This is a genomic window from Paraburkholderia sp. LEh10 (assembly GCF_017814945.1).
Classification (GTDB): Bacteria; Pseudomonadota; Gammaproteobacteria; order Burkholderiales; family Burkholderiaceae; genus Paraburkholderia.
In genome coordinates, this window is sequence record NZ_JAGIPX010000039.1 from 1 (window position 1) to 14,157 (window position 14,157).

10 protein-coding genes and 3 pseudogenes are annotated in these 14,157 nt (G+C 58.0%); 10 read left to right on the forward strand and 3 right to left on the reverse strand.

What is annotated here, in order from left to right:
• Positions 1–380: 380 nt before the first annotated feature.
• Together J8I87_RS27535 and J8I87_RS44990 are read right to left on the reverse strand one after the other, a co-directional pair.
• Positions 381–575, reverse strand: a complete 195-nt coding sequence (locus J8I87_RS27535) for a hypothetical protein (RefSeq protein ID WP_245254195.1) — start codon at positions 573–575, stop codon at positions 381–383.
• A gap of 152 nt (positions 576–727) precedes the next feature.
• A pseudogene (locus J8I87_RS44990) lies at positions 728–1,003 on the reverse strand (hypothetical protein).
• 594 nt (positions 1,004–1,597) lie between these two features.
• On the opposite strand from J8I87_RS44990, the gene J8I87_RS27540 reads away from it, so the two are divergent.
• The 5 genes and pseudogenes from J8I87_RS27540 (at position 1,598) to tnpB (ending at position 6,612) form a co-directional block, all read left to right on the forward strand.
• Complete coding sequence (locus J8I87_RS27540; protein WP_209935330.1) at positions 1,598–2,104, forward strand: TlpA disulfide reductase family protein; 507 nt, start codon at positions 1,598–1,600, stop codon at positions 2,102–2,104.
• A gap of 31 nt (positions 2,105–2,135) precedes the next feature.
• A pseudogene (locus J8I87_RS45745) lies at positions 2,136–2,563 on the forward strand (ATP-binding protein); the annotation flags it as partial.
• 983 nt (positions 2,564–3,546) lie between these two features.
• The gene (locus J8I87_RS27550; RefSeq protein WP_209935244.1) at positions 3,547–5,235 is read left to right on the forward strand and encodes a mechanosensitive ion channel family protein; all 1,689 of its coding nucleotides are present in this window, start codon (positions 3,547–3,549) and stop codon (positions 5,233–5,235) included.
• Positions 5,236–5,400: 165 nt separating this feature from the next.
• Positions 5,401–6,102, forward strand: coding sequence for a potassium channel family protein (locus J8I87_RS27555; protein WP_209935245.1), 702 nt, complete (start codon positions 5,401–5,403; stop codon positions 6,100–6,102).
• A gap of 294 nt (positions 6,103–6,396) precedes the next feature.
• On the forward strand, positions 6,397–6,612 hold the full coding sequence (gene tnpB, locus J8I87_RS45000; protein WP_245254202.1) for an IS66 family insertion sequence element accessory protein TnpB: 216 nt from the start codon (positions 6,397–6,399) through the stop codon (positions 6,610–6,612).
• Here tnpB and J8I87_RS27565 read toward each other — a convergent pair.
• Positions 6,571–7,498 (reverse strand): annotated as a pseudogene (locus J8I87_RS27565) (carbamate kinase); the annotation flags it as partial. The gene tnpB and the pseudogene J8I87_RS27565 overlap by 42 nt on opposite strands.
• A gap of 136 nt (positions 7,499–7,634) precedes the next feature.
• Here J8I87_RS27565 and J8I87_RS27570 point away from each other — a divergent pair.
• The 5 genes from J8I87_RS27570 (at position 7,635) to J8I87_RS27590 (ending at position 13,636) form a co-directional block, all read left to right on the forward strand.
• The gene (locus J8I87_RS27570) at positions 7,635–9,056 is read left to right on the forward strand and encodes a DUF2252 domain-containing protein (RefSeq protein ID WP_209935246.1); all 1,422 of its coding nucleotides are present in this window, start codon (positions 7,635–7,637) and stop codon (positions 9,054–9,056) included.
• Positions 9,057–9,125: 69 nt separating this feature from the next.
• Complete coding sequence (locus tag J8I87_RS27575) at positions 9,126–10,076, forward strand: hypothetical protein (RefSeq protein WP_313066247.1); 951 nt, start codon at positions 9,126–9,128, stop codon at positions 10,074–10,076.
• 309 nt (positions 10,077–10,385) lie between these two features.
• Entirely contained in the window at positions 10,386–12,179 is a 1,794-nt protein-coding gene (locus J8I87_RS27580; RefSeq protein WP_209935248.1) for a SulP family inorganic anion transporter, read from the forward strand.
• A gap of 164 nt (positions 12,180–12,343) precedes the next feature.
• The gene (locus J8I87_RS27585) at positions 12,344–12,586 is read left to right on the forward strand and encodes a hypothetical protein (RefSeq protein ID WP_209935249.1); all 243 of its coding nucleotides are present in this window, start codon (positions 12,344–12,346) and stop codon (positions 12,584–12,586) included.
• A 447-nt stretch (positions 12,587–13,033) separates the two neighbouring features.
• Entirely contained in the window at positions 13,034–13,636 is a 603-nt protein-coding gene (locus J8I87_RS27590) for a hypothetical protein (RefSeq protein WP_209935250.1), read from the forward strand.
• The last annotated feature ends 521 nt before the right edge of the window (positions 13,637–14,157 follow it).

The window sequence follows — 14,157 nt, forward strand, 5'->3', positions numbered from 1 at the left end:
CGGATAGAAGTTCGTTCCGGTACTGGCTGGAACGCTCGTCACACCCCGACCCTGGATCAGACGTTAATCACACGAAGGGGCAACATGAAACCCGATCCGTACGCCCGACGATGCAGAAGGCTTGACAAACGAGTCCCCATAGAAGCGGACGTTACAACTTAGCCACTACAGTACGAAACAATGCTAATTTGGTTTATGTCAAATGCATAGGATACCGAAGGAATGTGCCGTAGTGATCATGCCCGTCATAGCCAAACGACCTGAGCATTCGATTCCCTCTTACTCTCAGTTTAAATCTCGTTATTAGAGCAGGCGTTCAAACATAAGGCGACTATGAACCAGTTGATCGCCGATTGTAACATTGCATCGCACTCGGGCTATTAACCGATGCGTTTGCGAATATTGCTTCGCGGTCGGTTCACGGTCTCTGCCAGTAGCGCATAGGCGACGTCGAGTTGCTCGCAGCCGCCTTGCTGCCGTGCAATCACCTCGATGGCGCACAGCAGATGCTCGGCAAGTTCAAATTCTTCCTCCTTGCAAGCTCTCGCGAATGCGGCAAACACATCGTCATGCAATGAGCGTCTCATGGCCAATCAATGTTTGGGGTTGTTCGACAGACATCCTTCTCACAGGCTCGTCACTAATGCAGTATTACCCTTCCCATCACAGGAAGGTCAAGCGAGGGACCTGCGTCATTGCCCCGGTGACGGCTCGCGGTGAGTGCTGGTCAGCATTCGCCCTTTTTCGCGTGCCCCGGTGGACAGTGATCATGTCCGTGATGGTGGCGATGCTCCTCCCATTCGTCGCGGTCCCAGTAGCGGTGTCCGTCCCACTAATGGTCCCCGTGCCATCCCGGCGATACCACGACCACGGGTGCCGGCGCGACCATAACGGGCGGCGGTACGCCGATATTGATGCCAACCCCGACGTCGGTGGCATTCGCAGTTCGTGACGCACCGATTCCAATACCCGCTAGTACCGCGGCAATGAAAAGATGTTTCATCGTTTCCCCCCGAAAGAGCAGCAATAAGTTGCTTCGTAGGCACGCTGGTGTCAGCACAGCAAACTGTTACAAGAAGAGTCTGGTTTCCTTTCTGCTGAAAGCGACCCATCGGTTGGGTCCGCGCGAGCCACCTTACGCAATGTTGACGGAGCAAGGACAAATTTCGGTGATAGCAGTGCAGACTCGCTGGCAAAAGGCGGGAATCGTACCAAAGCGCAAGGACGCTTTAACCATGAAAACAGGGCCGCTGGACGTGCGATTAACAGACGATTACGTTTGTTTCGAGTGGACGACGTTCGCAGCTGCAGCCCGTTTTGCTTCAGCCGTTTGTGCATGGCAGGGTGGTCGGGGGGGGGCGCCGCAGCGGCCGTTTGCACCTGATCATGATCCGCTCGCGGGGAGTGACCGCTTACTGTGAGTGCGGCCGACGTCTGAATGTGCGCGCGTAAAAGTACGGTTACGCCAGATAAGCGATACCCCGGGCCGCCGGCCCATAGCGCGTCAGCGCGTCGACGCGGTGCAATGGCCACTTTGCAAACGCTGGCTCACGACATACGCTATGACTACGGGAAGACTCTTTCATTGGGGCATTTCATGACCTCCGTTCGTCGATACGTCTTGGTGGTGCTGGCCGTAGCCGTTCTCGCGACGTTGACCTACATGACTTTTGGTCGGACTCGCACCGTGCCAGACGTTACGTTCGGATTGCTGTCCGGTCAGAAGGTAATGACAAGCGAACTGCGCGGCAAAGTGTATCTGGTTAATTTCTGGGCGTCGAATTGTGCGCCCTGCATCCGCGAGATGCCCCAGATGACCGAAACTTACAACAAGTTCAAAGGAAAGGATTTCGATCTCATTGCCGTAGCGATGCATTACGATCCGCCCGCGAATGTGGCCAACTACACCCAGACGCAGCACTTGCCGTTCAAGGTTGCGCTGGACCCGGATGGCGGCCTGGCGCGGCAATTCTATAAAGTCCGCATGACGCCGATCACCTTTGTGGTCGATAAAAACGGGAGGATCCTCAAGCGGATCGTTGGGGAGCCTGATTTTCCCGCTCTGCATGCCCTGATCCAGCGCGAACTGGCACGACCGCTTTGACGGACCGACCAGGATGGTTATTGCGGTGTTTGCGTCATATTTCCAGGGGCTTACGGAAGAGGCTGAGATTCAATTTGAGGTCGAAGGCAATGCGCGCGTCGCTGCCGACGCGACGCTGTCCCGTCGTGCCGTGAGCAACGTGATGTCGAACGCCCTCGAACACGCATTTCCTGGCTCATCGGTCGAACTCTGTGCGTCCGATTCGGCAAAGTACACCGTCATCGAGGTAACGAACCAGGGGCATGCGATTGCGCCCGAACACGTCGACAGATTTTCGAACGGTTTTATCGGGTGGACGCTTCCCGGCACGGCTCAGCGAAGAATGCAGGTCTGGGGCTTGCTATCGTGAAATCCATCATGGAACTTCACCGGGGCAAGGTGGACGTTGCCAGCTATGGCGAACGCACAACCTTCACGTTGTACTTCCCAGTGCCACCCGTACGTGACCGAATCGGCTGAATACACAAGAGCGCTTGACCTTCCTGTCATGTGAAGTTTCAGCATCAGGCGATTTTCAACTGATGAGAGGTGACCGTGAAATTTGAAGTGAAGGACATGTCGTGCGTTAGATGCGTAAAGGCGATCAACAGGCCATCACACAGGCGGACGCGAGTGCCACGTTTGCAATCGATGTAGCCGCGAAAACGGTTAAGGTCGAGTCTACCGTGAACGAAGAACGGATGATGGCTGCAATAGGCGGAAAGCCGCGTCGCACGCGCGCTACTTCGCAGCGGTAGAGCGCCTGACTGTAACGAGTTGGCGTCAAGGTGAGGAATAGTTCGGATGCCGCGGAAACTTCAGCTGGCGAACGAAGATTGAGTGAAGTCTGTTGTGTTGATGCCGAACCAGACAATAACGTATCCTTGCACCCCGGCCTTTCGGGCGTTGACTTGAGAAGGGATGTTGCGGCGATAAGGTACGCGTAGGACTCCATAAAATAATTGCGGATTTCATCAAACAAGTTGTGCCGTGAAATGCCGCCATTGTGATTGGCAGCACTCGGCCATCGCTACGTTCGCGCACACACATTCTGCCGAACAAACGGGTTGTGGCGGCGATCAGTCCCACACGGCGCGCGTACTCGAACCGGCCAGTAATCGAAACGGTTCCCCTGATGTGACCGGAACTATGTCAGCTTATGCGTCCGCCTCGTCAGGGCCTTCGGCTTTCGCCGCTTGCCTCGATGCGCAGAGACAACTGGCCTGTTCATTCAGGCCTGGATGCATCCAGGCCGACAGACGCCACAGTGCCTGGAGCCGTCGACGACCATTTTTGTCGCGGTCGACGATCCGGCCGTCCCTCTTTTGGCTTTCTTGATATAAGTCAAGGGCGCCAGTAGCCCGCACGGCAGGATATCCATGGGAAGTTTTCCGGCAAAGATTGACCGAGCAGACGCCTTGTCCGGTGACAGGACGGCGGCCTTGTTGGCAGAGGAGGGGACAATGTCTCCAAGAATTCCCATCCTTGCGGTGTTGTTCATGATGCTGACGGCTCCGCTTCAGGCTGCAAGTGAGGACGTGCGCCCGGAAACGCCCGCCCTCCTTGAGTCGGTGCTGGAGACGGCTCCCGTCGAAATCGATGGTCAGCTCCTGTTCACGGTCCGAGGGGTTTCGTCCTTTCCCGCCGGGCAGCGCGCCGAGGCCATCAGGGGAAGAATCGAGAAGGTAGCGGCGGACGCTTCATTCCCGAGCGACCGGCTGAGCACCGAAGTTGTCGAGAACGTCACGATCATCATGGCCGGGGAGGCTACGCTGATGATCGTGAGCGAAGCGGACGCGCAGTTGGAACACACCAGCCGCGACCATCTCGCCACATTGCATCGGATGCGGATCCAACGGGCTATCGACGAATACCGGCAGTCCCGAAGAGGCGACGCCCTGCGCAAGGCTGGGCTGTATGGTGCCGGAGCCACGGCTTTGCTAGCGCTGGTGATCGCAGTTCTGCTGGTGCTCAACCGGTGGTTGGACAAAGTGCTCTCCCAACGTCTGAAGGGTCGTGTCCACGCCGTCGGCATCCAGTCCTTTGAGATCCTCCGTTCCGAGACCATCTGGAAGGCATTTCATGGCCTGATGCTTGTGGCTGGCGTCGCGACCATCATCGTGTCTGCGTACGCCTACCTGCACTACGTACTTGCGCTCTTTCCCTGGACCCGCTCCATCTCCAACGGCCTGTTCGACCTTGCCGCTGGCGGGGTCGAGCATATGGGAAGATCCGTGGGCGCCAGCATTCCGGACATTCTCATTCTGGCCGTCATCTACTTTCTGTCCCAGTTCGTCCTGCGCCGGCTCCGTAATTTCTTCGATGCGATGGCGCAGAAGCGCGTTACTTTCGCCCAATTCGAGCCGGAATGGGCCCTCCCGACCTACAAGCTTGTCCGGGTCCTCATTCTCGCCTTCGCGCTTATCATCGCGTACCCGTACATTCCTGGCTCCGAGTCTGCCGCTTTCAAAGGGATTTCGATCTTCATTGGCCTGGTACTCTCCCTCGGCTCCTCGACAGCGATTTCCAATCTCATTGCTGGCTACCTGATGACTTATCGAAGGGTGTTCAAGGTCGGCGACCGGGTGAAGGTAGGGGACGTGACCGGCGAGGTGATCGCCATCCGCCTCCAGGTGACCCATCTGCGGACGGTCAAGAACGAAGAGGTCACGATTCCCAATTCCCAGATCCTGAACGGCGACGTAACAAACTTCAGCTCCATGGCCGGCACGCGAGGACTAATCGTCCACACCACGGTCGGAATCGGGTACGAAACCCCCTGGCGACAGGTGGAGGCGATGCTGCGCGTGGCCGCGGAGCGGACTTCGCGTGTACTCAGGGAGCCGCAGCCATTCATCCTGCTAAACAAGCTGGGGGATTTTGCAGTCACCTACGAACTGAACGTCTATGTCCGTGAGCCGCATATGATCGCCCAGATCTATGCGGACCTGCACCGACACATCCTCGATGTCTTCAACGAGTACGGCGTGCAGATCATGACCCCCGCCTACGAGGGCGATCCCGACGAACCAAAGGTTGTACCGCGGGAACAGTGGTATGCGGCACCGGCATCGCCCGATCAAAAGGAAGAAGCGGAGAGCGCGGAGGACGGCGAGTCGCAGCGGTGCACGGGCGCGAGCACGCAGAGCTAACGAAGGCCACCCCGGCGCGGCTGCTCAGCCCATGGCATGGGGGCAAAAAGGGTGGCGTTTTTTCTATCGAGCAACGAGGCGTGCGTGGATCCGCTCTGGCCAGCAAGTTTGCCCAGAATGTCCGCGGTCTGGCGAACCAGGTGACTGATTGCGAAGGGGGAAGTGATGACTCATGTGCGCCAATTGACAGGCTCGATCGCGCCGCTACGCAAGGCGAACATGGCCGTACTTCTGACGTTGCTTGTCATTTCCGTGTTCGGTGTCCCATCTTTCACCGAGCCCGGCGGTCTTGTTGGCAGAACCTTGCAGGATCTGCTCCTCTCTTTGATTCTCATAACCGGCGTCGTATCGGCAACAGAACGGCCAAGAGCCTTCCTGCTAATCACACTGGTCGCGCTCGCCGCCATTACCCTTCGCCTGGCCGGTTGGGTAGTACCGGCTCATCTTACATTGGCTATACGTGACGCAACCACTCTCGTTGCAGTAGCGCTAATTACCGTGATCATTGGAATGAATGTATTCGGTCCTGGCAAAGTGACATTTGACCGAATCGATGGAGCCATAGCACTTTACATATTATTGGGCGTGCTCTGGGCACAGGCTTATCAACTCGTTAGTAGCGTAATTCCGATGGCGTTTTATAGTGCTTCCCTTCACACGAACTCATTGGATCGCTCCATCTGGATCTATTTCATTTTTGTCACGTTGACCACGGCCGGCTATGGCGACATTCTGCCCATCGCACCTCAGGCGAGATCGCTCACGAATCTTGAGGCGCTAGTCGGTCAACTCTATCCGGCGATCGTGCTTGCGCGACTCGTATCGTTGCACTTGGCGGGCGAGAATTCCGGCGCATCCAATTCGTGACCGGCACTGTCCAGATGATCATTCATTTTCGGAGCGGTGCGCGCGTACCGGGGGTCCGCGACACCCGACACATTTCATTTCACGTCGCCCGAGCGGAACGACCAGTGAGCGCGCTTTTCTCGCTGGCGCTCGCGCTACATGTGCGGCTGCCTAACGGCGTCGAATTCGACGTTCGCCACGCTAACGTTGAAGCGATTGCGTGATCATCCAGATGCTCGGGAGGCTCGCGTGTTCCCGTTCGACGAAGGTCTGAAGGTCATTTTCCACCGTGATCCGGTTGATTTCCGCTACGGAATGAACAGCCTGTCGATCATCGTTGAGCAGGCGATGCGCATGAACCCGATGGATTTGTCGCTTTACGTGTTCACGAACCGACGATGTGATCGAATCAAGATCATCGGCTGGGACCACAACGGGTTCTGGCTGCTGCCCAAGAGACTCGAAGAAAAGGACCGCTCCGTTTGGCCCGCCTGTAGTACCGGGATCGTCACGCTGGATGTCGGACAGTGATCCGGTGACGGCCTCCTTGCCCATAAGACGGGCAAACTCGATCGCCGCCTGGACTTTCGGGCCCATCGAACCACTTGCCAAGTTTCTCGAGATCGTCCGGGTGCGCCTGCGCGATGGCCCGACTGTCCGGTGTACCCCAGTCAACGTACGCCGCATCCACATCGGTCGCCACGATCAACATCTCTGCAGCCAGTTCCTGCGCGAGCAACGCGGAGCACAGGTCCTTGTCGATGACCGCCTCGACGCCTATCGGCTTGTGATTTGCGTCATAGCAGGTTGGGATTCCGCCACCGCCCGCGCAGATAACAATTGTGCCGTGCTCGAGCAGCCACCTGATGGAACGGATTTCGAAGCTATGATTGGGTCGAGGGCTCGCGAGGACCCGACGGAATCTGTCGCCGTCCGGGGCGATGCTCCATCCCCGCTCCTTTGCAAGCCGCTCGGCCTCTTCTTTTGAATAGACCGGACCAATCGGTTTCGTCGGATGCTGAAAGGCGGGATCATGCGGATCGACCTCGACCTGCGTCAGAATCGCTGCGAACGGCACGTCGAAAGGCAGCAGGTTGCCGAGTTCCTGTTCGATCAGGTAGCCGATCATCCCTTCCGTCTGCGCACCGAGAACGTCGAGCGGATAAGCCTCGACTTCCTTGTAGGCTGCCCCCTGGAGCGCCAGCACCCGCGGAGCGTTGCCGTGCGCAATGACGATTTCGTTGCCCGGCGCGACCAGCGCCATCTGCCGGGCGGCGAGCCGTACGCGTATATCCCGATGGAGCTGCAGCACGGCGAGTGGCGCCTGGCTGCATGGCTGTCGCCCAGAAACGAATTGTTGTCCGTGAGGCGATCGGCCTCCTGAGATGCGTTGACCTGCATCAAGCCAGTGAGGCATCGCTTGTGTATCGTAAGTTGCAGGTCACGCAACTACAGCAGAACGCTTCCTGTTTCGCACGAGACTCCTGTCGGAGTAACGCCTCGTTCGCGGGCCGGTTTCAGTACGCGGAGCGATCAGACCGGTAGGGAATATTATGGACAAAGCCGTTTCACGCAAGGCCGCACGCGATACGCACGAAACGCCTGTTTTGTACCGCACAGCTGAGGAAAGGGCGGCACAAGGGCGGGCCATACGCGATTCGGTGCCCAGGGCGACGCAGGGAGGGTGGAAGTTGCCCGAACAGCGCCGGGATCCTATCGAACTGCTCCACGAATCCAATGAAAGTCGCCTTCCTGGCCTGATTCCCGTTCGCTTCGGGCGAATGTCGGCGTCACCATTCGCCTTCTATCGTGGCGCCGCCGCTGTGATGGCGGCGGATCTGGCGACGACGCCAACCAGCGGTCTGCGTGTACAGGCATGTGGTGACGCACACCTGATGAACTTCGGCGGCTTTGCGACACCCGAGCGCAACGTGATCTTCGACATCAATGACCTGGACGAGACGCTGCCGGCCCCGTTTGAATGGGATCTGAAGCGGCTGGCGGCAAGCGTCGTGATTGCAGCGCAGCATCTGGAATTGCCGTATGGCGACACGACACGCCTAGCCACGGAACTCGTGCGTGAATACCGTGAGCGCATGCACGACTATGCCTCCATGCGCGCGCTCGATGTCTGGTACGACAGGATCGACCTGCAAAAGTACCGGGATCGGTCGGGCGATCCCGCGATTGTCGAAGCCGTACGCAAGCGGATTGCGCAGCGAATCGAAGTGGAACGCCGCAAGACCGTGCCTGACTATCTGTATCCGAAGCTTGTCTCGGAGGAAGGCGCTCACCCCCGGATCAAGGACGAGCCGCCGCTCATCTTTCACCCCACCGACGAACTCGCCCCTGGTCTGCAGACGGGTTATTCGGAAGCGATTGCGTCGTATCGAGAAAGCCTCGCCGAGCACGTGCGCGTTCTCTTCGACAGGTTCCATTTCGTCGATCTTGCGATCAAGGTCGTGGGCGTAGGCAGTGTGGGCACGATGTGCGCTGTGGGGCTGTTCATGGCCTCCGACAATGACCCGCTGTTCCTGCAGGTCAAGGAGGCGAAGAGGTCGGTACTTGAGCCCTATGCGGGCGCGAGCCGTCATCCAAATCACGGCCAGCGCGTCATAGCCGGGCAGCGCCTGATGCAGGCCGCCAGCGACGTATTTCTCGGCTGGAGTCGTGGACAGAATGGGCGCGACTTTTATATCCGCCAGCTTCGCGACATGAAGATGTCCGTCGTTATTGAAGCACTCGATACAGCGATGCTCCGGCAGTACGCGCGCATGTGCGCGCACGCGCTTGCGCGCGCTCACGCGCGTTCGGGCGATGCGGCAATGATCGCCGGCTACATGGGTTCGGGCCAGACCTTCGACGACGCGATTACCGAGTTCGCCACGGAATACAGCTCACAGAACCGCCGCGACTACCGCGAATTTGTCCGGGCGATCCATGAAGGTCGGATTAAGGCAATGACAGAGGAATAGGCGGGGCGTTGGTGCTGCATGTCAGGCTATTGACAGGAGTCAGCTAGACCAGCCAGAAGAGCGCTGCTTGTGGCGGCCTCGTTTGCACGCATGCGCGATGAGGTTGTTTTTTACTGGAGAATGAAAGTGATCCGCCAGTTCACTCAGGCTGCGCAGAGGAACCTGCCGTGGCTGGCAGGTTCAGTCGCGCTCCTGCTTTCGTTGAGCGCGAGCGCAGCCATCCATCAGGACTTTGGTGACCGGTTGCCCGACAATCCGCCAAACGTGGAGGCTCCATCAAAGCCGGAAATGGGTGGTCTGGATGACATGCTGAGCCAGCAGGGAGTCGCAGAAGGCTCGGAGAAAGCGCGCATTCTCATCGCATGGTTGGAAAAGGTCGTGAACAACCCCGTTATCGAACGGCGTATTCCGGGTGGTGCCCGTGCGCTTGACGCGATATTTCTCGACGAGGGAAAACGCGAAGCGCTCATGTCGAGCGGGCTCGCGCGTCTTACGCCGGCAGACCGACTGCTCTACCTCCAACTGTTCACTCGCCTGCTTGACGAACTCGTTCCTGTCAACTGCTTTGGCCTTGTCGATATCAGCGCTGTGATGAACCGCATCACGATCGCCCAGATGTCCGACGCGGATGCGGAACAGTATCTTCAACTTCTTTATAAGGTGCTCGTGAGTAGTGCGTCCGACGTTACCGAACGTTTGCCCACACCCGAGCAGTATGCGGCGGCAATGGAAACACTCTCGAGAGAGATCGTCATTGAACTGGATGCCGATCCTGTCAATCTCGACCGGTACCAGTTGTACACGACGCACCCTGCGTCGGCCACACCGTCTGACGTGTGCTGGATGACGAGGGTCACACTGCATGCGATCGAGAAGATGCCCGAAACGGAGCGCGACATCGTCCTGATGGCAGCGATCACGACTCCCGACGCGACATCGCTTGCCAGACCTGACGAGACGAACCCTGAGCATGTGCCGCTTCCTTCGTGGGCCAGACCGCCCAACACCACGATACCGTGAAGGTGCACGCCTCAGGCCGGTCCCTCGAGATATGACGCGCCAGGCGATCGGGTTGCGGATTCTGGCGTGATACAACCCGCGTTCGCTGTATCGGCAAACTGTGCGTGATTGATTCAGGTCAACGGGACGGATCCGCGTGGGTGCCTAAATTCAATTCACAGTCGACGCAAATGCCGATACGTACCACGCGAACTTTCTCGTTTGGTTTCCTTAACACGACCTTGTATTCGATCGCGTAGGGTTTTGGCTACAACTGCAACCGATCGGTAGGCACGGTCCCATTCTGAACCGGCCCAAAAGGAGAGTGCGATGGTCGAGGAACACGTTCCCATCGTCGAGGTTGAAAACAAGTCGTCCGCCAGAGGATGGCGCGCGATACTGCCGCCGGCACAATGGCTGTCGGGCTATCAGTTGCAGTGGCTTTCATCTGACATCGTCGCGGGCGTAACACTTGCCGCCTACGGCATACCTGTTTCGCTTGCTTACGCGACGCTTGCCAGCTTGCCGCCGGAATACGGTATCTACTGCTATCTGGCTGGCGGAATGTTTTACGCCCTGTTTGGCTCGTCTCGCCAGTTGGCCATTGGGCCGACCTCTGCGATTTCGATGCTCGTCGGGGTAACCGTCGCGGACATGGCCGGCGGAGATCCGGCCCGTTTCGCATCGATCGCGGCATTGACGGCGATACTAGTCGCAGTTATGTGCGTGCTCGCATGGATTCTGCGGCTAAGCTCGCTCGTCAATTTCATCAGCGAAACGATACTACTTGGCTTCAAGGCCGGCGCGGCGCTGACCATTGCGCTGACACAACTGCCCAAGCTGTTTGGGGTCAAGGGCGGCGGTGAACAGTTCTTCGAGCGGATTGTGATTCTGGCCGGACAACTTCCTGATACGCATTTCGTCGTGCTCGTGTTCGGGATGGGTGCGCTGGTCCTGCTGCTATTGGGCGAAAAGTTTCTGCCCGGTCGCCCAGTCGCGCTGTTTGTGGTCGTGCTGTCAATTGTCCTGCTCACGGTGACACCAGTCGGCGAGATGGGATTCAAGGTCGTCGGCACATTGCCCCGCGGGTTGCCAGAATTTCGGTTACCCGGGCTGCGTGTACGTGATGTCGATGGCATCGTTCCGCTAGCGTTCGCATGTCTGCTGTTGTCATATGTGGAAAGTGTATCGGCCGCGCGCGCCATCGCACAAAAGAACGGCTATGAAATCGATCCACGCCAGGAACTGCTGGGATTAGGCGCGGCCAATCTCGCCGTAGGTTTTTTTCACGGCTATCCCGTTGCGGGCGGCTTGTCGCAGTCCTCCGTCAACGACAAGGCTGGCGCAAGGACACCGCTCGCGCTGGTGTTTGCGTCAGTCACAATTGGCATCTGCCTGATGTTCTTGACGGGTCTGCTCACGAACCTGCCGAACGTCGTGCTTGCCGCAATCGTGCTGGTGGCGGTCAAGGGCCTGGTGGACATTCGCGAATTGCGCCACGTATGGCGCGTGAGTCGTTATGAGTTTCTGGTGGCGATGGTCGCATTTGCCGCCGTATTGCTGCTCGGCATCCTCAAAGGTGTGATCTTTGCGGTGCTCGCATCGATGCTGCTGCTCATCCGGCGCGCCGCGCATCCGCATGTGGCGATCCTCGGACGCATTCCTGGTACGCATCGCTATTCGGACACCGAGCGTCATCCCGACAATGAGGATATTTCCGGTGTTCTGATGTTTCGCGTCGAAGCGTCGCTGCTTTACTTCAACATCGAACATGTACGGGAGACCGTATGGGAAAGGATCCGCTCAAGCCCCACTCCCATCAGGCTTGTGATATGCGACCTGTCCAGTTCTCCGACGGTCGACATCGCGGGTGCACGCATGCTCGCGACATTGCACGCGGACCTTGTCAAGGGCGGCATGCGTCTGCGAGTCATTGCAGCCCACGCACACGCACGCGATATCCTGCGTGCTGAAGGACTTGAACAGCAGGTCGGCGACCTCGGCCGACGCGTCTCGGTCGATGACGTAGTCGAGACATTCCTGCGTGAGCTCGATGCGAAGTCCGTGACGTCGGCCGAACCGGCACCCGGAATGCTGCCCCCGGGTGCGGGAACGCTGGCTTGAGGCCATTGGGTAGCAATGCAGACGTGCGATTCTGCATCTGGTCTGGAACAGAAGATACAGCGTGATCGGCTACGTGGGATCGTCACTCTGGTTCGTGCCGATTCTTGCTGTGATGGCGGGTCTTATCCTGAAACAGGTAGCCGATACGTCGGCGCGTGGGAGAAATGAAGACGCTGCCCGTAGCGCGTCACGCCGCGCTGCTTCGCGAACCCGATCTGCTGGACGCTGCTATCTTGCGCGAGCATTTCCCGGGCGAAGATAGGGCAGTGGCCCGGATTCCGCACACGCAGGGACTGGTTGGCGCGTCGGAAACAGGTTTGCAGCGAGCGGCGGGCAACGCAGCTGTGAAGGGATTCGGCGCGCAGTTAGACAGTGTTCCGAACCGGAATGAAAGCGGCAATGCATAGGCTCGCTGAAACGACAGCATTCGCACATATGATGAGATGCTGATCTGTATCAGATTCGCGGGGCCTCGCGCGATTAATGATGAAATTGCTTGACGCACAGGATGCGTGGACGGGGCACCATCAATGAGCCAGGTAGCACCGCATCGTCACATTCGACTCTTCTTGTCGCCCATCGGAAGGCGTTCGATCTGGATAGCAATATGTTCAGGATGGGGGCGCTTCTCATTGAAATACATGCAGGAGTGTCCAGAGCCGGGCACCCGCTGTCCATGGCGACACACACGGTCGTAAAGCCAGCGCTGTGTGCCCGACCGTATCAGATATTGACCTCTACTCTGGTGACTTCGCTACCAGCTTTAGCCGCTTCTATCGCAAGGTTTGTCCGCGACATTGCGAACGCCAACCGGGATGGAATGCGTCCAAATTCTCGCACTAGGGAAACTCGTCATGAGAATTCGTTGGCAAAGCAGATTCTCTCTTGGCATTGCTGCGCTTCTGATAGTGATGGCGCCCGCGGGCAAGGCCGTCGGTGAAGAGGGTATCCACAAATCCGTACCTGCGGGGCAGTTCTCGGGAACGAGCGTAACGCAGACGAAAGCCATCATCTTCGAGATTGACGCGGAGCGTAACAGCGTAACGCTTCTGCAAGAAAACGGTGAGCCGATTGATGTCATAGTTGACCGATCAGCTGGAAACGTCAACGCATTGAAGCCCGGTGACGCCGTTTCCATCACATATAGCCGCGCGCTTCTGCTAAGGGCGGAAAAGGCATCCTCGAATGGAATACGCGAGCGGGTCGATAGCGGATTTACCACTGCCCAGTCGTTGGGATCGTCGCTTGCAATGCACCGGGTTCAGGCCGTCACGACTGTCGAGCGGATCGATCGCGGCAAGCGACAGTTGACCCTGCGGGGCGCAACCCGTACGGTAACGTTGGAAGCGACATCGGATAGTCTGTTGGACGGACTGAAAGTCGGTGACAGTGTACGCGTTGACTTCGTTGAGGCGACAGCCATTCGCATCTCACGTGACGGCAATCCACTGAACTAGATAAAGTAGCAGTACAAATGAGATGAGGCATTAGTCTATAGATTGGGGTTTTGATAAGTCTTCAGCAGCACTGTCGCATGGGAAGTCTGGCGATCAACGCAAAGCCGAGTTGATGATGGATCGTGTGATCATTTAGCTGCGTGCGCGCTGGTCTACCTCTTGGGATGTAATCTGCGGCAGGCTGCTGGCGAGCGGTGAAGTTATCTTTTGAACTGACGAAGAAGCCAGCGGTAGTCGTTCACAGATGAGGAATCCATACGTCGCAATACTCGGCGCGGTGCGGTGGTGGAAGCGTCGCTTGGTCTCGTCCGTCATCGTGTCTGAGCCCCAGTTTCTGCCTTCAATCGAGGCTCAAGAAAGCAGTTGATCTGCGTCGGGTCCCGCGCATCCCACCTGGCGCGCGGTTGCGGCACAGCTGATTTCACGGCAAACCATTTCGGTTGTCGATGGCGTCGTCGTGGCGACTTCGGCCGACGCAGTGGCCGTGATTGCGCCAGATCCGCTCATCCAGTGCTTGCTGA